Origin of the sequence: Kocuria sp. KRD140, assembly GCF_017168375.1 — a bacterium.
GTDB lineage: Bacteria > Actinomycetota > Actinomycetes > Actinomycetales > Micrococcaceae > Kocuria > Kocuria marina.
The window spans coordinates 83266-103510 of record NZ_JABFAW010000007.1; the positions used below are offsets into that span (position 1 = coordinate 83266).

The window sequence follows — 20245 nt, forward strand, 5'->3', positions numbered from 1 at the left end:
CCCGGCAGGACTACGCCGCGGGCATCGACACCGTGGACACCGGCAGGCCGGGGTCCGCGGTGAACGAGATCCCGGTGGGCTGACGGCCCTGCGCCACCAGCCGGGAGCCCAGGGCGGCCACCATCGCGCCGTTGTCGGTGCACAGGGACAGCGGCGGGATCACCACGGGAATCCCGTGCTCACCGCACCGCGCGGTCACGACCTCCCGCAACCGGGAATTGGCGGCCACGCCCCCGCCCATGAGAAGGGTGGTGATCCCGTGTTCGGTGCACGCCAGCACGGTCTTGCGCGCGATCACGTCCACGACCGACTCCTGGAAGCTTGCGGCCACGTCCGCCACGGGGACGGGTTGACCGGCGGCGTCGAACGCCTCGACCACGCGGGCCACGGCCGTCTTCAAGCCGGAGAAGGACATGTCGTAACGGTGCGGACCGGGATTCTCGGCCGACCCCATGTACTTGCCCGCCGTCAGCCCCCGGGGGAACGCGAAAGCCGTCGGGTCGCCGTCCTTCGCGGCCTTGTCGATCGCCGGTCCACCGGGGTAGGAGAGTCCGAGCAGGCGGGCGACCTTGTCGTAGGCCTCGCCGGCGGCGTCGTCGATCGTGGCGCCCAGTAGCCGCACGTCACTCGTGATGTCGGGGACGGCCAGGATCTCGGTGTGGCCCCCGGAGACGAGCAGCGCGCCCAGGCCGTCGGGCAGCTCACCGCGGTCGTCGAGCAGACCCACCCCCACGTGGGCCACGAGGTGGTTGATCGCGTACAGGGGTTTGCCCGTGGCCACCGCGAGTGCCTTGGCCGCCGCGACCCCTACCATGAGCGCCCCGGCGAGCCCGGGCCCGGAGGTCACGGCGATCGCGTCGAGCTGGTCCAGGGTCACACCGGCGTCGTCGAGCGCAGCACGCACCGCGGGGACGAACGCCTCGAGGTGCGCGCGCGAGGCGATCTCGGGGATCACCCCGCCGAAGCGCACGTGTTCGGCCATGGACGAGGACACCGTGTTGGTGAGCAGCTCGGTGCCCCGCACGATCCCGATACCCGTCTCGTCGCACGAGGACTCGATGCCCATGACGAGCGGTTCAGCGGTGTTCATGAATGGTCCTTCCGTCCGCGCTGCGGGTGGGCTCCTTCGCGGGGACTAGTTCGCAGCGCATGATCAGCGCGTCGTGGCCGGGCCCGTAGTAGTGCGCCCGGGTGTGGATGTGGTGATAGCCGAAGTGGCGGTACAGCTCTTGTGCCCGCGGATTGTCCGCCCGCACCTCGAGCATCATCTCGGTGGCGCCGCTGCGAATCGCGGCCTCGTGCAGCACGCGCAGCAGGGCACTGCCCAGGCCCTTGCCCTCGTGGTCCTTCGCGACCGCGATGGTCTGCACATCCGCGACCGGCGGGATGCTCATCATCCCCGCGTAGCCCACGATCTCCCGGTCCCGGGTGAGCACCCAGTACTGCCGTGTGGGGTGGGTCAGTTCCTCGTGGAACATGTGCCGGGGCCAGGCGTCCTCGGGGAACAGGACGGTCTCCAGCGCGTACACGTCCTCGAGGTCCCCAGGTTGCATGGGGCGCAGCGCGTAGCCCGCCGGTAACGACGACGCCGCTCCCACCGCAGCCGCGTGCCCTCCCGTCATGGGGTGGCCCGTCATCGTGTGGCCCGCTTGGGGGATGCGGGCACCTTGGCGTCGGAATCGCGCAGGTACAGGGGGGACGTGTCGGTGCTCAGTTCCTGACCGCGGCTCGTGATCGCCCACGCCGCCCGGGCGAGATCTGCGGCGGAGGGGTGCAGGTCCGAGAATCCCGGGACCGCGTGCGACAACCGATCGGGGTAGAGCCCCGCACCGGAGCCGTAGCACGGCAGCGCGGGAACGTCCTCCGGGGAGCCAACCCGGGGATCGCCCAGCGGGGTGATCACGGGTCCGAGCTCGTCCTCGTGCACCCGGTAGTCGCGGCGGTAGAGCTCCTTGCGGCGCGCATCGGTGACCACCACGAACTCCGCATGACCCGCGGCGAGCGCCTCCGGGGCCACGTGGAACGCCGCCGCGTCCAGGGAACACACCCCATGGACAGGCAGGGCCCATGCAAAGCCCAAGGTGCGACCGGTCACAAGTCCCGCGCGCAGACCCGTGAACGGTCCGGGACCGGTGCCCACGAGAACGGCGTCCAGGTCGGTGCCGGTGAGGCCCGCCTCCGCCATGAGGTCGTGCACGGCGGGAGCCAGGGCCTCGGCGTGGGATCGGGTGTCGACGGTGTCGAACCTGCTCAAGACCTCACCGTCCCGGGACAGTGCCACGGACGCGATCGACGAGGAATCCAGACTCAGCACAAGCACCCGAACAGTCTAAGCCCGGCCCCGCAACCGCTCCGGGCCCCGGCGACCGCCCGCCGCCATCACTCCGGGCTCCGGCCGCCCCTCGCCCCGGCACTGCGTGGCGAGGTCACAACTGGAGGGGGTCCGCCCAACGGGGTCCGTAGCCGCGCACGATCACCGCGCGCGGTTCATCGCTGAGTTGCTCCGCGGATTCCCACTCGTCGTTGAGGGCGCGGATCACGTCCGCCGCGGAGGGGGAATCGCCCTCTCCGTCGGAACCTGATCCGCCGGAGAGCACCGCCCCACTGAGATCCGCGGGGTCCTCACCGTCCGTGGTCCCCACGGTGGACTCCGCACCCGTCGCGTCCGACACCGGATCCGCCGAGCCGGGCCCGTCCTGCGTACCCCGCGCCCGGACGATGTCGATCACCAACCGGGAATCGCTGAGGTGTTCCACCTTGCCGGTCCCCCACTCCACGACGGTCACGCACGTGTCCACGGTGTCCTCGAGGTCGATGTCGTCCACGTCCGCCGCGGAGTCCAAGCGATAGGCGTCCACGTGCACGAGATCGGGTCCGCCCGGGCGGGGCCCGTCCGGATCGTTGGGGTGCACGCGGCTCAACACGAACGTGGGGGATATGATCCCGTCGCGCACGCCGAGGCCCCGGCCGAGCCCCTGGGTGAACGTGGTCTTCCCGGCGCCGAGGTCACCGTTGAGCATGACCAGGTCCCCGGCCCGCAGGTGCTCGGCCACCCGCTCGGCGAGCACCCGGGTGTCATGAGCGGTGTCGGGATGCCGAGTCACGGTCCAGGCGGCACCGTCCGCCGCGCTCCCGGCTGTTCCGACGCCGTCGGCATCGGGAGCGTTCACGTACTCCCGGGGTACGCGCGGCGAGATCCTCGTGACGATCTCGTAGTTGATCGTCCCCGCGGCATCCGCCCACCGCGTAGCGGACGGGTCCTCCCCCGCCCCGAACAGCACGGCCTCGTCCCCCACGCGCACGGGCGGTTCCGCCGCGGACGAGTCCACTCCGGGCGGTTCCGATCCGGACGACGACGCCGCGGGCTCCCCGCCCCGCGACAGGTCCACGACGCACTGGTCCATCGCGATCCGCCCCACCACGGGGTACACCCGGTCCCCGATCCGCACGGGGGCGCCCGTGGCTACCCGGGGAACGCCGTCGGCGTAGCCCAGCGGGATCAGCGCAAGGTGCGTTGGCCCGGTGGTGCGGTACGCGAAACCGTACGAGACCCCGTGGCCCGCGGGCACGGCTTTGACGTTGGCCACACGGGTCCGCAGGGTCATGACCGGGCGCAGGCCGAAGTCCTCGGGGGTGCGATCCGCGAACGGGCTCAGCCCGTACAGGCCCAGCCCCACCCGCACGGCGTCGCGGAGCACGAGATCGGGGTCCGCCATGTCCTGTGCCCCGAATAATCCGGGGGTGTTGGCCGCGTGGATCAGGGTGGGGTCCAGGCCCGCGTCGCGCGCGATCCGCACCGCATCGCTGAGTGCGTGTAATTGCGCAACGGTCTCGGCCTCGCGCTGCGGTTCGTCCGCGACGGCGAGGTGCGTGAAGATCCCTTCCACGCTCAGCAGACCGGCGTTCTGAGCGGCCACCACGCGCTCGACGAACCCGGGCCACTCCTCCACCGTGGCACCGTTGCGGCCGAGCCCGGAATCGAGTTTCAGGTGCACCGTGGCCGGGGTGCCCGTGTCGCGGGCGGCGGCCAGAACGGCGTCGAGCTCCCACCCGTTGAGACCCAGGCGGACGTCGCGTCGCAGCGCCTGTTCGAAGTCCGTGGCAGGGGTGTGCAGCCACGCGAGCACGGGGGCGGTGATGCCCGCGTCGCGCAGGGCCACCGCCTCGGACGCGTGCGCCGTGCCGAGCATATGGGCGCCGGCGGCGAGCACCGCGCGCGCCACCGGAACCGCCCCGTGGCCGTACGCATCTGCCTTGACCACGGCGATCAGCGTGCGCCCCCGGGCGAGTTCCGCGAGGCGCCGCACGTTGTGCTGCACGGCGGAGAGGTCCACCACCGCGCTGCGTTCGCTGGGTTGCCGGGGCTGTCGGTCTGTCATCGCACTCACCATTCCATTGTGCCCTGCGCCGTCGGCACGCCCGGCCCCGCCCGAGTCACGCGCACTCGTTCCCGGGCGGGCGGTCCCGGTACGCCGCCCCAGTAGGCTGGTCGCGTGTCCTCTCCCGATCGGCCCCGTGTCCTGCTGCTGAGCATGCACACGTCCCCCGTGGACCAGCCCGGGACCGGGGACGCCGGTGGCATGAACGTGTACGTGTGGCACCTAGCCCACGCGCTCGCCCACGCGGGCTGGGCCGTGGACATGGCCACCCTCGATCGCGATCCGTCCCATTCCCCCGGCATTCGCACGACGGACCTCGCCCCGGGCGTGCGGCTGCTCACCGTGGCGCTCGCGGGCGCCGCAGAGGTCCCCAAGGAGGGCCTGCCCCGGTTCGCTTATGCCTTCGGCGAGGCCCTCGCACAGCATTACGCCGACGACGCCGCGCCCGTCGTGCACGCCCACTACTGGCTCTCCGGCGTGGCCGGGCTCCACGTGGCCAGCTTCCTCCGGGCTCCCCTCGTCCTGACCCTCCACACCTCCGCCGCCGCCAAGAACCTGCGCGCCGGATCGGACGAGTCCCCCGAACCGGCCGAGCGGGAGGCCGCCGAACGAGAACTGATCGCCCACGCCTGCCGCACCGTGGTGAACACCCCCGCGGAACAGCGGCAGGTCGTGGAGCTGTACGGCGCGGATCCGGCGAGCGTGGTCGTGATCCCGCCCGGGGTGGACCCCGAGGTCTTCCACCCGCCGGTCCCGGACGAACGGGACAAGTTACGGAACGGGCCCTTCACCGTCCTGTCCGCGGGACGCATGCAACCCCTCAAGGGACAGCAGATCCTGGTCCGCGCGCTCGGAGAGTTGCACCGCAGTCACCCTGACGTTCCCGTTCGCTTGATCCTGGCCGGTGTGGGCTCCCCCGATTTCCTGGCCCACCTACGCGAGCTGGCGGACGCGGGGGGCGTGGCGAGCGCCGTCGACTTCCGCGGCTCCCTGCCCCGCGAGGACCTCGCCCGACTCATGGGCCGGGTAGACGCGGTGGCCGTGGCGTCGTCGTCGGAGACGTTCGGGCTCGTGGCGGTCGAGGCCCAGGCGTGCGGGACGCCCGTCCTGGCCACGGACGTGGACGGATTGCGCTACGCCGTGCGCGACGGTGAGACCGGCCGGCTCGTCCCGGACCGCGAGCCCGCGAGCTGGGCGGACGCCCTGTACCGCGCGGCCCGGGACCCGGGCGCGTGGCGAGCAATGTCACACGCCGCTCGGCTGCGAGCGCGCGAGCTGACGTGGGACGACGTCGCCGCGCAGCACACTGCGGCCTACCTCGCCTGTGCGGCGCGCGAGCACGACGCCTAAACTTTCCCGTGTGACCACCGCGTACCTGAGCCGTGATTCCCTTGCCCGTTACCTGGACCGCTCCCGGATCACCGGGGCCGTCGCGACCCCCCGTGAAGCCAACCTCCGCAACATCCAGGGTTTCCTGGACGGGGACCAGCACCAGCACATGGGGGTCGAGCGCATCAGGGACTGGGATTTCGACTCCGTCTTCGAGCTCATGCGCGACCGCGTGGGGATCAACGACGACCCCGAGTACGCCGAGGGCCAGGACTCCATTTCCGCGCAGCTGTGCGTGGCCGGACTCGACCGCTACGCCGAGCTGTTCAGCCGCGCGGTGCAGGGCCGCAAGCGGTTGTTGTTCGCGACCGGTCATCCCTCCGGCCTCGCGCCCGTCTACGCCCGCCTCGCGCGGGTGGCCCGCAAGTCCGGGGCGCGCGTGCTGCGCTTCGACGAGGCCCTGCCGTTCGAGGACGGGGACGTCCGCCAGATCGAGGACGTCGTGATGGTCGAGCAGTACGGCGGCCTGCGCCACACCCACTTCCCCGAGCCCATGCAGCTGGTCCTCGATCACCTGCGGGACCAGGGCCGCGAGGCGCCGGACCTCGTGATCGCCGATCACGGGATGGCCGGGTACGCGGGCTCGCGGGCGGGGCTGTCCACCATCGCGATGGGTGACTGCAACGACCCCGGGATCTTCGTCGCTGAGGCCCAGGGGCAGGTGGAGGTCGTGGTCCCGCTGGACGACAACGTCCCCCCGCACCTCTACGACCCCGTGGTGGACTACATCATTTCCCGTGCGGGGCTCGCGGGGCAGGAACGCGGCTGAGTTCGGCGATCCCGTCCGGCCACTCGCACGCCTGCCGCGCGGGCGGTCGGCCCTCGGCGGCGTCGTGCCGACCCGCGTCCCCGAACCGGGACGCGCCCGCTGCCGCGAGGGTCTCGTCCAGCACGACGACGCCGCGCGAGAACGTCTCCCCGTACGTGCGGTCCCCGAGGCTGAACGCCGCGTAGCGCACGCTGCTCAGATCCGCGGCTCCTTCGGCCACCGCCGTCGCGAAGGCCCGCGCGGACGTGGGCAGCTCGCCGTCCCCGTACGTGGAACACACCATGACGTGCGGGTGGGAGGTGTCCAGCGCGGCGGGATCCGTGTCCGCGAGGTCCTGGACCGTGACCGCGAACCGGTCCCGCACGTGAGCGGCCAGTGACTGCGCCACGAGTTCCGCATTACCGGATTCCGTGCCGAAGAGGATCGTGAGGGGAGCCGTCCCCACACCGCCCGAACCGTCACCGGAACCGCCGGAGTCCTGCGCAGCCATCCCGCGGCGTACAGCCCGTCCCCCACGCGTCTGGTGTCCCGGCATCCGGCGTCGAGTGCGCTCTGCGGGAGCAAAGCGTCGGGGCCCTCCGTGAATCCCACGGCCGTGATGACCCAGCCCGCGAGATCGGTGGCGCGCTTGGCGAGCAAGCGGATCAACGTCCATGGCCACGTTGCCCATCCCGATCACCGCGGTGCTGCCACCGAGCAGGGTTCCGGAATCGGTGCGGCCCGCACACTCCCCGGGGTCGCCGTTGAGCCACCGGGTCGCGCCGCCCGCGCCGAGCACACCCGGGAGGTCCCCGCCCGGCACGCCCGGATCCTCGTCCGTGTGCAGCCCGGTCGCGAGCACCACGGCGTCGAAGGCCTCGCGCAGCTGGTCAAGCGTGAGCTCCGCGCGGTGTGCGCCCTGGTCGCGGCGCGTGAGGTCGAAGCGCTCGGGGTGCGGCCACTCGTTCTCGTCCCGGTTGGCCGAGAGCAGGCACACACCGAGCTTGGAGCCCGCGGGCAGGTGCACGCCCTGGAGCACGGTGTCCCGCGTGGACGCGATCATCACCTACGCGGTCAACTTGCCACCCGAGCTGCTCGACGAGGCACCGAGCGGGGAGAACACCCTCAACATCCTGCGCCGGCGTGGGATCACCCCGCGCATCGTGCCCCGCACGGAGGACGTCGAACTCATGCGCTCCCTCGTGGGCCGCGGTGCGGGCTACGGGATGCACTTCCTGGGCGTGGGGACGGAGCTGAGTCGGGAGGAACTACCCGTGGTGTGCCGCCCGGTGTCCCCGGGGAACGAACGGGAATCGGTCGTGTTGGCCTGGCCGCGGGGTGTGACCGTGCCCCGGCGGGTCCGGGCGGTCGCGGACCTGGCGCGCGCGTCCGCCGGGGGCTGGGCGATCTTTCGCTGAACCGCGCGAGGGCCGGGCCGCACCCCCCCCAGGGACCCGGGCCGCCGCACCCGCGGGCCCGGGCCAGCGGCAGGACGCGCGCCCCCGGACGCAACCGAGGGCCGCCCGGTACGTGCCGGACGGCCCTCGCGGCGTCGTCGTGCGGTGCTACGAGACGATCAGCGCTCGACCTCGCCGCGGATGAACTTCTCCACGTTCTCGCGGGCGGTGTCGTCGTCGAACTGCTCGGGCGGGGACTTCATGAAGTAGGAGGACGCCGAGGTCAGCGGTCCCCCGATGCCGCGGTCCAGGCCGATCTTCGCAGCGCGGATCGCGTCGATGATCACACCGGCGGAGTTGGGCGAGTCCCACACCTCGAGCTTGTACTCGAGCGAGATCGGGGCGTTACCAAAACCGTGGCCCTCGAGGCGGACGAAGGCGAACTTGCGGTCGTCAAGCCACCCCACGTAATCCGAGGGGCCGATGTGCACGTCCTTGGCCCGCATCTCGTGCGGCACGTTGGACGTCACGGCCTGGGTCTTGGAGATCTTCTTGGACTCGAGCCGCGAGCGCTCGAGCATGTTCTTGAAGTCCATATTCCCGCCCACGTTGAGCTGGTACGTGCGGTCCAGGACGTAGCCGCGGTCCTCGAGCAGCTTGGCCAGCACGCGGTGGGTGATGGTCGCGCCCACCTGGGACTTGATGTCGTCGCCCACGATCGGCACGCCGGCGTCCGTGAACTTCTGCGCCCACTCGTCGGTCCCGGCAATGAACACGGGCAGGGCGTTGACGAACGCCACACCGGCGTCGATCGCGGCCTGCGCGTAGTAGCGGTCGGCCTCCTCGGAACCCACCGGGAGGTAGGAGACGAGCACGTCCACCTCGCGTTCGCGCAGCACCTGCGCGACGTCCACGGGCTCGGCGTCCGATTCCGTGATGGTCTCGCGGTAGTACTGGCCCAGCCCGTCCAGGGTGGGTCCGCGCTGCACGTTCACGTCCAGGTTGGGGACCTTTGCGATCTCCATGGTGTTGTTCTCGGAGGCCAGGATCGCCTGGGAGAGGTCCAAGCCCACCTTGGCGGCGTCCACGTCGAACGCGGCCACGAACTGCACGTCCCCCACGTGGTAGTCACCGAAGCGCACGTGCATGAGCCCGGGCACGGTCTCGGAGGGGTCTGCGTCCCGGTAGAAGTGGACGCCCTGGATGAGCGATGTGGCGCAGTTGCCCACACCGGCAATGGCCACTCGGATGGGATTTTCGGACACGGTTCTCCTCAGCTCGGGTGATGACGGCCACGCGCACCTCGCGCGTTCGTGCGTGGGCACCGCATCCTGCCGTGCCACGCCGCACGCAACCGACTCCACAGTCTAGCCACGCGCTCGGACGTGCCTCGCCCGGGCACCGCCGTGACGACGACGCCGCTGCCGCCCTCACGCTGCACGGTCACCCGGCCAGGACGACCTCCACGAGCAACAACACCGCGACCAGCAGGAACACGACCCCGGCCGCGATCTCGACCTCGGCCGAACGCGCTTGGAACCGCCGCGCCAGCGCGGGGACGGAACCGAACCACGCGACGGCCAGGAACCATGCCAGGCCCACGGCCATGAGGAGCGCCAGGGTGATCAATCCCTCCCACCACAGGATGTCCGCGGGGACAACGGTCGCGAACAGGGCGATGAAGAAGACGATCGCCTTGGCGTTGGCCAGGTTGGTGATCGTCCCCTGGAGCAGGGCCTTGCCCGATGTGAGGTGGCGGGTCCCGAGCAGACCTCCGGCCTTGGAGAACGCGGGACCCCCGATTGTGCCCGTGGGTGCGGCGGGGCTCGCGGCGACGTCGGGGTCCACTGGTCCGCTGAATCCGGCCGAACCGCCGGGGCCGTCCTGCCCGTCGGTGCAGACCCGTGCGGCGAGGCCCGCTCGTGCATCGGGATCCGAGGTCTCCGCGTGACCCGTTCCACCGCGATTCAGCGCGCGCGTGGCCAGCCCGGCGCGCAGGGATCCGTAGCCCATGCGCGCCAGGAACAGGGCACCAGCGATCTGGATCACGAGTTTGAGCACGTGATTGCTGTTGATCACCAGCGTCACGCCCGTGAGCGAGAGCGTGATCCACATGAGGTTGCCGACCATCACCCCCGCCGCCGTGAGCATGGCCTTGCCACGTGTGGTGAGGAACGCATTGCGCAGAATCACCAGGACGTCCGGACCCGGGGAGATGATCCCCGCGATCCACAGTCCCAGCAGCGCGGCGTACTGCGCCGCGGTCATACGTGCTTGGACTCGGTGGCCGCCCCCCAGATGTTGATGTCCGCGTCCGAGACCAGCTCGTCGATCCGCTGCAGTTCATCGTCGGAGAAGTCCAGGTTCTGCACGGCGCGGGCGGAATCGGCGATCTGCTCGGGCGAGGACGCGCCCACGAGCGCCGTCGTGACCTGTCCCTCCGCCTGCGGACGCAACACCCACGCGATCGCCATCTGGGCCAACGTCTGCCCGCGGTCCCGGGCCATCGCGTTCAGTTCCCGAATCTGATCCAGGGTGTTCTCACTCAACCAGTCCGGGTTGAGTGACTTCCCAGCGGCCGCGCGGGAGTGCTCGGGTACACCGTTCAGGTACTTGTCGGTGAGCATGCCCTGGGCCAGCGGGGAGAAGCTGATAGAGCCCATGCCCGCTTCCGTGAGCGCGCCCAGCAGGTTCTTCCCGTCCGCGTGCTCGTCCGGCTGCTCGATCCAGCGGTTGAGCATGGAGTACGAGGGCTGGTGGATGAGCAGCGGAGTGCCCAGCTCCCGCATGATCCCCTGCGCGGCGAGCGTGAGGTCCGCGCTGTAGGACGAGATCCCCACGTAGCTCGCGCGGCCCGAGCGCACGATATGGTGCAGGGCACCCATGGTCTCCTCGAGGGGAGTGTCCGGGTCCGGGCGGTGGTGGTAGAAGATGTCCACGCGGTCCAGGCCCATGCGTTCGAGCGACTGGTCGATGGAATCGAGCAGGTACTTGCGTGAACCGCCCACACCGCCGTACGGGCCGGGCCACATCTGCCACCCGGCCTTCGTGGAGATCACGAGTTCCTGGCGGTACCGGGCGAAGTCCTCCCGTAGGATGCGCCCGAAGTTCAGCTCTGCGGAGCCCGCGGGCGGGCCGTAGTTGTTGGCCAGGTCGAAGTGCGTGATCCCCAGGTCGAACGCCCGGCGCAGCGTGGCCCGCATGGTCGCGAGCGGGGTGTCATCGCCGAAGTTATGCCACAACCCCAGGGACAGCGCGGGCAGCTTCAGCCCGGAGTTGCCCACCCGCCGGTACGGCATGGTCTCGTAGCGGTCCTCGGCCGCGGTCCACACGGTGTTCTCACCAAAAGTCAGCATGGGGTCCAGTGTGCCACCTTGCGGGTGGGGCTGACTCGAAGCAGGTAGCGGTCACGTCCCGGGCCCGGTGCAGCAGCCCGCACGACGACGCCGCGGCGGGGCCCGCGCGGGCCCCCCATGGAATCTCGCCGCACACACCGACGCCGCGCAGAACGACGCCACACGCATAGCTACACGCGCAGCACCACCGCCGTCTCCGGCGCGAGCCGCACCGCGCCCGGCGTCGTCGTAATGTCAGGGTCCGTGCCACTCGCGAAGAGCACCCGCGGGGCGTCACCGCCCATGAGCGGCAGCTCGCGTTCGGAGTCCGAGAGGTTCACGGCCACGACCACGCCGTGTTCGGACTCCGGCTCGCTCATCCGCTTGAGCACGAACCACTGCTCGGAGTCGCTCGCCTGGGTGGCCACGGTGGCCCAGTTCTGATCGGTGAGCTCCGGGGTGTCGTGACGCAGCGCGATCAGCTCTCGGTAGGCGTCCAGGATGCGCTGGTGCTCACCCTCGTGCACCTCGCCCCAGTCGAGCTTGGAACGTTCGAACGTCTGCGGGTCCTGGGGATCCGGGACGGTCGCGTGATCCCAGGCCATCGCGGCGAATTCCGCCTTGCGGCCCGTGGCCACGGCCTCCCCCAGTTCGGGTTCGGGGTGGGCCGTGAAGAACTGCCACGGCGTGCTGGCCCCGAACTCCTCGCCCATGAACAGCATGGGCGTGTAGGGCTGGGTGAGCAGCCACGTGGCGGCCGCGATCGCCCGGTCCACACTCATGCCGTGGTTCATCCGGTCCCCGGCCGCGCGGTTGCCCACCTGGTCGTGGTTCTGCAGGAACGTCACGAACTGCCACGGCCGCTGCTCGGCAGGATCGATCTCGCGGCCGTGCGAGCGGCCACGGAACGTGGAGTACGTCCCGTTGTGGAAGTACGCCGTGTGCATGGTCTTCTCCAGGGCATGCAGGGATGCGAAGTCCCCGTAGTACCCGTGGGTCTCCCCGGTGAACGCCACGTGCGCGGCGTGGTGGACGTCGTCGAGCCACTGCGCGTCCATGCCCAGACCGTGCCCCTCCGTACCCGCGATCATGCGGGGATCGTTGAGGTCGGATTCCGCGATGGCCACGAGCTCCTTGCCCGTGCGCTCGGACTCCGCCGCGATGCGCTGGGCGATCTGCTCCAGGATGTGCGTGGCGCGGGAATCGGCGAGCGCATGCACGGCATCTAGGCGGAACCCGTCCACGTGGTAGTCGCGCAGCCACATGGTGATGTTGTCCAGGATGTACTCGCGCACCCCGTCCGAACCCCACCCGTCCAGGTTGATCAGGTCCCCCCAGCTGGAGGCCCCGGGCTTGAAGTACTCCGCGAAGAGCGGCAGGTAGTTCCCGCTGGGTCCCAGGTGGTTGTAGACCACGTCCTGGATCACGGCGATGCCCTTGGTGTGGCACGCGTCCACGAACCGCTGATAGGCCTCGGGCCCACCGTAGGACTCATCCACGGTGTACCAGGCGACGCCGTCGTAGCCCCAGTTGTGGTCCCCGTTGAACCCGTTGACGGGCAACAGTTCCACGGCGTCCACGCCAAGGTCCACGAGGTGGTCCAACTTGCTGATCGCCGCGTCGAGCGTGCCCTCCGGGGTGAACGTCCCGGGGTGCAGTTCATAGAGCACCGAGTCCCGCAGCGGACGCGGCCGCCACGCGGCGTCGTGCCATTCGAAGGCGTCCGGGTCGAACGTGCAGGACAAATCGTGCACACCTTGCGGCTGGCGGCGTGAGCGCGGGTCTGGAAGCACCTCGGACACCGAAGTGCGTTCTTTGTCCGTGCCCTCGTCGAAGACCTTGGTCAGCAGGTAGCCGTAGCGCACGGTGCCCCGGGGGACGTCGGCGTCGTCGGGCAGCGTCCACCAGCCGGGGCGATCGGCCAGGCCCTGCATGGGGTGGTCCACACCGTCGATGCGGACGGTGACCTTGCGGGCGTGGGGTGCCCACACGTCGAAACGATGGTCCTGGGTCATGTCTCAGCCGTCCTTCCGGCGCAGAATCGCCACGGGGTAGGTGAAGAGGAGGTCGGCCAGGCGCACGGCGCCGTCCTGGTCCGTGGTGTACTCGCGGTGCGTGAGGACGTCCTGCCACGTCCCCGGCGCGAGGACCACGGTCTCGTCCGTGAAGCCGCCCTCGGGGGCGAGGGTCGCGGGGAAGCGGGTGACCACGGTGGCCACGCCGCCGCGGTCGAAGCCCAGGGCGTGCTCGGCGAGCGCGCCCCGGAACTCCAGCGGTATGTACTCCGTGAACAGCTCGGGGTGCTCGCCGCGCAGCCGCAGGGCGCGCGAGGTCAACAGCATGCGCGCCGCCCCCGTGCCGTCCACGGGCGGGGTGGCGTCCGCGGAACCCGGCCGAGCGGCGTCGAGCCGTGCCAACATCTGCTCGCGCGCCGCGAAGTCCACGGGCCGACGGTTGTCGGGGTCCACGAGCGACGGTTCCCACAACTCCTGCCCCTGGTAGACGTCCGGGACGCCCGGCAGGGTCAGCTGCAGCGCGGTGGCCGCCAGGGCGTTGCTGAACCCCGGTGCGCTCACGCGCTCCACGCACCCCTCCACGATGCCGCGGGCGCGCGGGTTGCTGAAGAGGAAGTCGATGAACCGGGTCAGCTCCGCCTCGAAGTGCTCGTCCCCGTCCACCCACGCGGTGGACACGGACGCCTCGCGCACGGCCTTCATCGCGTAGTCCACGGCACGATTGCGCTCGAGCGGCCACGCACCCACCACGGCCTGCAGGACGAGGTTCACGGCGGGTCCGTCCGCCAGCTCGATCTGCGCGTCCTTGGCGCGATTGACGAGCGTGGCCACGGTCTCGGACCAGGCCCTGGGCTGCTCCGAGAGCACCGTGATCCGCGCACGCACCGATGCCGAGCGCTTGGTGTCGTGGGTGGTCAGTGCGTTCATGGTCGAGGGCGATTCACGCTGCCGCCGCGCCGCCTCCGCGTGGAACTGCTCGGGCGTGAGCGAGAAGACCGAGGGGTCACCGCCCACCTCGGTGAGGGAGGAGAGCTTGGGGTATCGGTAGAACGCGGTGTCTTCCACGCCCTTGGCCATGACCATGCCCGAGGTCTGCTGGAAACGCTGCGCCACTCCGCTCAGGGTGCCGTTCACGTCCCCGCCGAGTTCACGCGCGAGGTCGTCGAGCACGTCCGCGAGCTCGGGGCGCCACCGCCGCGCGGCGGCGACCGCGTCGCGCAGGTACTGCGCACCCTCGGGCAGGTACGTGCGGTACACCGGGAAGTTGGCGAGGATCTCGGCGAGACCGTCGTACGACGCCGCGGCCCCGTGCGGGAAGTCGGCCGGCAGTTCGCGCACCAGGCGGTGCACCTCCGCGGCCAGGCCAGCGTCCGCCATCCGGCGCTTGGTCTCGTGGATCAGCGGGTCCCAGCGCACGGGCTGACCACCGCGCAGCTTGGTGTCCAGTGAGGCGAGCTCGTAGTGCCCGCGTGCGTCCGTGAGCACCCGGTCGATCCAGCCCAGCGAGTCGTAGCCCGTGGTCCCGGCCGTGCGCCACTGTTCGGGCAGGTACTCCCCCGGTTCCAAGATCTTCTCGACGACGGTCCACGCGCCGTCCGTGAGCCCGGCCAGCTTCCCGAGGTAGTCCTGCGGGTCCCGCACCCCGTCCGGGTGGTCGATGCGCAGCCCGTCCACGAGTCCCTCGCGGAACCAGCGCGCGACCTCCGCGTGGGATTCCTCGAAGACACGGGCGTCCTCGACCCGCACCCCGGCGAGCGTGGCCACGGTGAAGAACCGGCGGTAGTTCAGCTCGGAGTCACCGCGGCGCCAGTTGATCAGTTCGTAGTGCTGCCGCCCGTGCACCTCGGCGGGATCGTCGCCCTCGCGGTACGTGCCCTCGGCCAGGGGGTAGACGTTGTCGTAGTAGCGCAGCGTCCCGTCCTGGACGGTGAGCGCGGAGAGGTCCTCGTCACCGTCGCCGAGCACCGGGATCAAGATCTTGCCGCCGCCGGCCTGCCAGTCCACGTCGAACGCGTCCGCGTAGGGGCTGTCCTGCCCCTTCTCGAGCAGCGACCACCACCACGGGTTCTCCTGCGGGGCGGCCACGCCCTGGTGGTTGGGCACGATGTCCACGACGACGCCCAGTCCGGCCTCGTGCGCGGCATCGGACAGTGCCTTCAGCCCCTCCGATCCCCCGCGTTCGGGATCCACCTCGGTGGGATCTACGACGTCGTACCCGTGGTCCGAGCCGCTCGTGGCCCGCAGGATGGGCGAGAGGTACACCCACCCCGCCCCCAGACGCTTGATGTAGGGGACCAGTTCCGCCGCGCGATGCAGGTCCTGCTGGGTCGTGATTTGCAACCGGTACGTTGAAGTGGGTGTCAGCACCCTTACAGTCTTGCCGAATGCGCGCGCTCGGGCCAGTCACCCCGCGCTCAACGAGCACCGTGACGTAAACGGCGGACGCGCCACCCGTGTGGGGTGACGCGTCCGCAGTCGTGTTCAGCGCGGCGCGGGCTGCGGGCGATCTGCCCGGTCACGCACCGCGGGGCGCTCAGGCGTCGTCGGACGACGCCGCGTACACCGCTGCCGCGACGGACGCGGCCACGGAGGCGTCCGGCTCTTCCTCGGGGGCCTCCCACGCGCGCAACAGCACCGTGGACTTGCCTGCCATCCGCAACGTGGAGGAGTGCCCGCGCACGGCACCGTCCGCGTGCTCGCCGGCGGTGTCCACGATCTCCTCCCACTTCATGCCGTAGCTGGCCGGGGGTAGTGTGACGTCCACGGGCTCGGGGTTGGAGTTGAAGTACACGATGAAGTTCACGTCCGTGATCCGGCGACCGCGCATATCCACTCCCGTGATGCCCTGACCGTTGAGCCACATGCCCACGGCACGAGCCAGGGGCTCGTCCCAGTCGGCGGGCACCATGGGCGTGCCGTCCGTGTTGAGCCAGGCAATGTCCGGCATGGGATCGCCCTCGGCACGCTCGCCCATGTCCACGGGACGCCCGTCGAAGAACTGCGAGCGGCGGAACGTGGGGTGTTCGTGGCGCAGGTGGGTGATCACGGAGGTGAACTCCACGAGCGGGGTGTCCACCTTCTCCCAGTTGATCCACGTGAGCTCGTTGTCCTGGCAGTACGTGTTGTTGTTGCCCTTCTGGGTGCGCCCCGCCTCGTCACCGTGCAACAGCATGGGCGTGCCCTGGGACAGCATGAGCGTGGCGATGAAGTTGCGCTGCTGACGCGCACGCATCGCGAGCACCTCGGGATCGTCCGTGGGCCCCTCCTCACCGCAGTTCCACGAGCGGTTGTGGGACTCGCCGTCGTTGTTGTCCTCGCCGTTCTCCTCGTTGTGCTTCTCGTTGTAGGACACGAGGTCCCGCAGTGTGAAGCCGTCGTGGGCGGTCACGAAGTTCACCGAGGCGAAGGGGCGCCGGCCGCTGTTCTCGTAGAGGTCCGCAGAACCGGTGACACGGGACGCGAACTCCCCCAGGGTCGAGGGCTCCCCGCGCCAGAAATCACGCACGGTGTCCCGGTACTTGCCGTTCCACTCGGTCCACTGCGGCGGGAAGTTGCCCACCTGGTAGCCACCGGGACCGATGTCCCAGGGCTCGGCGATCAGCTTGACCTGCGAGACGATAGGGTCCTGCTGGACGAGTTCGAAGAACGTGGAGAGCTTGTCCACGTCGTAGAACTCACGGGCCAGCGTGGCGGCGAGGTCGAAACGGAAACCGTCCACGTGCATCTCGGTGACCCAGTAGCGCAGCGAGTCCATGATCAGCTGCAGCGAGTGGGGGTGACGCACGTTCAGGGAGTTACCGGTACCCGTGTAGTCCATGTAGAACTTCTGGTCGTCGTCCACGGTGCGGTAGTACGCGGTGTTGTCGATGCCCTTCATGGACAGTGTGGGGCCCATGTGGTTGCCCTCGGCCGTGTGGTTGTACACCACGTCCAGGATGACCTCGATGTCCGCTTGGTGCAGTGCGCGCACCATGGCCTTGAACTCCTGGACCTGGCTGCCCAGGTGGGAGGCCGCGCTGTACTCGTTGTGGGGCGCGAAGAACGCGATGGTGTTGTACCCCCAGTAGTTGCGCAGCCCCTTCTCGAGCAGCGTGGAGTCCTGGACGAACTGGTGCACGGGCATCAGTTCGATCGCGGTGACACCCAGCTTCCGCAGGTGTTCGATGACCGCGGGGTGGGACACACCGGCGTACGTGCCGCGCTGTTCCTCCGGGACCTCCGGGTGCTGCATGGTGAGGCCCTTGACGTGGGCCTCGTAGATCACGGACTTGTGGTACGGGGTGCGCGGGGTGCGGTCACCCTCCCAGTCGAAGAACGGGTTGATCACCACGCCCTTCATCATGTGTTCCGCGGAGTCCTGGTGGTTCTCGGAGTCCTCGTCGCCGAAGTTGTAGGAGAACAGGGACTCGTCCCAGTCGATCCCGCCCTCCACGGCCTTGGCGTAGGGGTCCAGGAGTAACTTGTCCGGGTTGCACCGCAACCCCTGGGACGGATCCCACGGCCCGTGCACCCGGTACCCGTAGCGCTGACCGGGCTGCACCTGGGGGAGGTAGCAGTGCCACACGTAGCTGTCCACGGCGGTGACCTCCACGCGCGTCTCCGTGCCGTCCTCCTCGAACAGGCACAGTTCCACGCGGTCCGCGACCTCGGAGAAGAGCGCGAAATTGGTCCCCGTGCCGTCGAACGTGGCGCCCAACGGGTACGGTTGTCCTGGCCAAACTTCCATGTACTTCTCCTCAGCGTGTCGTGGGGCTGTGAGCGGATCCCCGCTCACAGCCAGTCACTAACAATAGTCGTTCGGGTCGCGGCTCACGGACGGGTCAGCACCGCGCGCACGTTCTCCGCGAGCACCGACGGCGGGACGGGGCCCTCCCCATTTGCCCGTGAGGCCACCGCGTGCAGACCGGCCCCGAGGGCCGCGGCGGCCGCCCAGCGACCGTCCCCGCGGGCCCAGTCGCCCAGGACCGCGAGCGCGTCCGGGTGCTCGGCCACGTGGGCCACGACCGTGCCCAGGATTCCGGCGAGGGTGTCCCCCGAACCCGCCGTGGCCAGCCAGGGGCTCGCGTGGCCGATGCTCAGGCACAGGCATTCGTCGCGCCCGGAAGCGTTCCCGTCCTCGCATGCGTCCCCGTTCCGTCCCACGGGGGACGCGATCACGGTCGACGCGCCCTTGAGCAACACCGTGGCGCCCGTGAGGCGCGCGGCTTCACCGGCCCAGTGCACGGGGTTGGCCTCGATCTCGGAGCGCTCCACCGTGGAATCGCACACCCCGAAACCGTGGAGCCACTCGAAGACCTGGGACAGCTCCCCCGCGTGGGGCGTGAGGATCTTATGGGGGCCCAGAGCGGCGTCGACCACGGATCGCGCGGCGGCGTCGAGCGCACCTGCGTCCAGCACAGCCGGCTCCTGGGCCTCGATGATTGCCTGCACGCGCGCGGCCTGGGACTCGTCCCCCACCACGCCGGGGCCCGCGAGCCACGCCTGGACGTGGACGTCCCACGGCTGGTCGTCCGAGCACACGACCTCCGGACTGCGCGCGAGCACCATGCCGCGCGTGGTCGAATCCCCCAGGAAGCGGACCATCCCCGCGCCAGCGTTGACCGCCGCCTGGGTGCACATGATCGCCGCGCCCGGATAGCTCGACGCGCCGGCCACGACGCCCAGTACACCTCGGGTGTACTTAGTGTCGGTCGCGCCGGGACGCGGCCACGCGGCGAGCACGTCACGCGGTTCGAGCCGGTGCACGGCGGGGTCGCTCAGCCGGTCCTCGATCCCGATGGGCACCACCGTGAGCGCCCCCGTGGCCTGCTCCCCCGGGGACACCACGTGGCCCGTCTTGGCCCCGCCGAACGTGATGGTCGCGTGGGCATGCAGGACCGGCTCGGGAGCCTCGCCGGTGTCCGCGCTGACGCCGGAGACGAGGTCGCACGCCACGATCCGTGGGAAGCGCCGTTCACGCGCGGCGGCGGGATCCCGCTGCCGTTCGGTGAACGCCCGCACGAGCTCAGCGGCCGTACCCCGCAGCCCGCCCTGCGCACCGGTGCCGAGCACGGCGTCCACGATCAGGTGGGCGTCGGCCATGAGGGAGACCGCGCGGGACACCTCCACCGGGTGCGCGGCGGCCACGGCGTCCGAGGGTTCGCGCTCCTCGCCGTCCTGGTCGGTGAGCCGCAGCGCGGTGCCGCCGCGAGCGAGCAGCGCCCGCAGGCCCTGTTCGTGCACGCGCGTGCCGGTCAGGATGGCCACGACCTTCACGCCGCTGCGGCGCAGGAATGCGCCCGCCCACAGTCCGTCCCCGCCGTTGTTGCCCGAGCCCACGAGCAGCACCGCCGTGGTGCCACCCAACAACCCTCTCCGGTTGGTCAGGCGCAACTGCGCTTCGCAGCCGCGGGCCAGTCCCAGGGCCGCACGACGCATCAGCACGTCCCCGTAGCCCTCGTCCAGCAGCGGCTGTTCCGCGGCGCGGATGCTCTCGCCCGAGTACGCCTCAATCATCGCGGTGTCCTCCCTGTCCCTCGGCCACGACGAACGCCACGGCCATGCCGCCGTCGTGGGAGATCGTTACGTGCCATGTTTCCACGCCCCTGCGCCGCGCCTGCTCGGCCACGGTGCCCGCGGTGTGCAGACGGGGAGCGCCGTGGGCGTCGTTGCTGATCCAGCAGTCCTGCCAGATCATCCCCGGCGGGGCCAGCAGCGCCTTGGCCGCGGCCTCCTTGACCGCGAAGCGCGCGGCCAGCGAGCGCGGGTGCAGTTCCCGTTCGTGCGGAACGAACAGGCGTTCCCGCAATCGCGGCGTGCGCTCCAGCTGTCGTTCGAAACGCGCGATGTCCACGATGTCCACGCCGGTGCCCACAATCATGTCGCCAGCCTACCGGCGCCGCCCGGCCCCCTCACGGGCGCCGCGGCACGGCCCGGGCCCCATGGGCGTCGCGGCATGCCCGGGTACGACGACGGCGGGTGACGCTCCCGTGGGAAGCGTCAC

16 protein-coding genes are annotated in these 20245 nt (G+C 70.4%); 3 read left to right on the forward strand and 13 right to left on the reverse strand.

Annotation, left to right across the window (positions count from 1 at the left end; all coding sequences use genetic code 11):
• Positions 1 to 10 precede the first annotated feature (10 nt).
• The 4 genes from tsaD to alr all read right to left on the reverse strand — a co-directional run bounded on the left by tsaD (position 11) and on the right by alr (position 4379).
• Positions 11 to 1090, reverse strand: coding sequence for a tRNA (adenosine(37)-N6)-threonylcarbamoyltransferase complex transferase subunit TsaD (tsaD, locus tag J1M36_RS06695; protein WP_206478956.1), 1080 nt, complete (start codon positions 1088 to 1090; stop codon positions 11 to 13).
• On the reverse strand, positions 1077 to 1622 hold the full coding sequence (gene rimI, locus J1M36_RS06700) for a ribosomal protein S18-alanine N-acetyltransferase (RefSeq protein WP_098054356.1): 546 nt from the start codon (positions 1620 to 1622) through the stop codon (positions 1077 to 1079). Before rimI ends, tsaD begins: the two co-directional genes overlap by 14 nt.
• A gap of 11 nt (positions 1623 to 1633) precedes the next feature.
• A complete protein-coding gene (gene tsaB / locus J1M36_RS06705; RefSeq protein ID WP_206478957.1) occupies positions 1634 to 2320 on the reverse strand; it encodes a tRNA (adenosine(37)-N6)-threonylcarbamoyltransferase complex dimerization subunit type 1 TsaB in 687 nt (228 codons plus the stop codon).
• A gap of 106 nt (positions 2321 to 2426) precedes the next feature.
• Positions 2427 to 4379: an alanine racemase gene (alr, locus tag J1M36_RS06710; protein ID WP_241246954.1), complete on the reverse strand. Its 1953-nt coding sequence runs from the start codon at positions 4377 to 4379 to the stop codon at positions 2427 to 2429.
• A gap of 114 nt (positions 4380 to 4493) precedes the next feature.
• On the opposite strand from alr, the gene J1M36_RS06715 reads away from it, so the two are divergent.
• Positions 4494 to 5729, forward strand: coding sequence for a glycosyltransferase (locus J1M36_RS06715; protein ID WP_342358304.1), 1236 nt, complete (start codon positions 4494 to 4496; stop codon positions 5727 to 5729).
• Positions 5730 to 5739: 10 nt separating this feature from the next.
• On the forward strand, positions 5740 to 6537 hold the full coding sequence (locus J1M36_RS06720) for a phosphatase (RefSeq protein WP_131332487.1): 798 nt from the start codon (positions 5740 to 5742) through the stop codon (positions 6535 to 6537).
• On the opposite strand, the gene J1M36_RS06725 is transcribed toward J1M36_RS06720, so the two are convergent.
• Positions 6497 to 7579 carry a cytochrome P450 gene (locus J1M36_RS06725; protein ID WP_206478959.1) on the reverse strand — a complete coding sequence of 361 codons (1083 nt, stop codon included), beginning with the start codon at positions 7577 to 7579 and terminating at the stop codon, positions 6497 to 6499. The two genes, J1M36_RS06720 and J1M36_RS06725, sit on opposite strands and share 41 nt — an antisense overlap.
• On the opposite strand from J1M36_RS06725, the gene J1M36_RS06730 reads away from it, so the two are divergent.
• Positions 7566 to 7934, forward strand: a complete 369-nt coding sequence (locus J1M36_RS06730; RefSeq protein WP_206478960.1) for a LysR substrate-binding domain-containing protein — start codon at positions 7566 to 7568, stop codon at positions 7932 to 7934. The genes J1M36_RS06725 and J1M36_RS06730 overlap by 14 nt on opposite strands.
• Positions 7935 to 8092: 158 nt before the next feature.
• On the opposite strand, the gene J1M36_RS06735 is transcribed toward J1M36_RS06730, so the two are convergent.
• The 8 genes from J1M36_RS06735 to J1M36_RS06770 all read right to left on the reverse strand — a co-directional run bounded on the left by J1M36_RS06735 (position 8093) and on the right by J1M36_RS06770 (position 20122).
• The gene (locus tag J1M36_RS06735; protein WP_064847334.1) at positions 8093 to 9178 is read right to left on the reverse strand and encodes an inositol-3-phosphate synthase; all 1086 of its coding nucleotides are present in this window, start codon (positions 9176 to 9178) and stop codon (positions 8093 to 8095) included.
• A gap of 178 nt (positions 9179 to 9356) precedes the next feature.
• A complete protein-coding gene (locus J1M36_RS06740) occupies positions 9357 to 10181 on the reverse strand; it encodes a LysE family translocator (RefSeq protein ID WP_193518879.1) in 825 nt (274 codons plus the stop codon).
• On the reverse strand, positions 10178 to 11269 hold the full coding sequence (gene mgrA, locus J1M36_RS06745) for an L-glyceraldehyde 3-phosphate reductase (RefSeq protein ID WP_064847336.1): 1092 nt from the start codon (positions 11267 to 11269) through the stop codon (positions 10178 to 10180). Before mgrA ends, J1M36_RS06740 begins: the two co-directional genes overlap by 4 nt.
• A 170-nt stretch (positions 11270 to 11439) precedes the next feature.
• Complete coding sequence (gene treZ, locus J1M36_RS06750) at positions 11440 to 13263, reverse strand: malto-oligosyltrehalose trehalohydrolase (RefSeq protein ID WP_206478961.1); 1824 nt, start codon at positions 13261 to 13263, stop codon at positions 11440 to 11442.
• A 3-nt stretch (positions 13264 to 13266) separates the two neighbouring features.
• Complete coding sequence (gene treY, locus J1M36_RS06755; RefSeq protein WP_144998338.1) at positions 13267 to 15630, reverse strand: malto-oligosyltrehalose synthase; 2364 nt, start codon at positions 15628 to 15630, stop codon at positions 13267 to 13269.
• Between the two features lie 166 nt (positions 15631 to 15796).
• The gene (gene glgX, locus J1M36_RS06760) at positions 15797 to 17989 is read right to left on the reverse strand and encodes a glycogen debranching protein GlgX (RefSeq protein ID WP_206478962.1); all 2193 of its coding nucleotides are present in this window, start codon (positions 17987 to 17989) and stop codon (positions 15797 to 15799) included.
• 83 nt (positions 17990 to 18072) lie between these two features.
• Positions 18073 to 19758 (reverse strand): bifunctional ADP-dependent NAD(P)H-hydrate dehydratase/NAD(P)H-hydrate epimerase, encoded by a 1686-nt coding sequence (locus J1M36_RS06765; protein WP_206478963.1) that lies wholly within the window; start codon positions 19756 to 19758, stop codon positions 18073 to 18075.
• The gene (locus J1M36_RS06770) at positions 19751 to 20122 is read right to left on the reverse strand and encodes a holo-ACP synthase (protein WP_035959524.1); all 372 of its coding nucleotides are present in this window, start codon (positions 20120 to 20122) and stop codon (positions 19751 to 19753) included. Before J1M36_RS06770 ends, J1M36_RS06765 begins: the two co-directional genes overlap by 8 nt.
• Between the last annotated feature and the right edge of the window lie 123 nt (positions 20123 to 20245).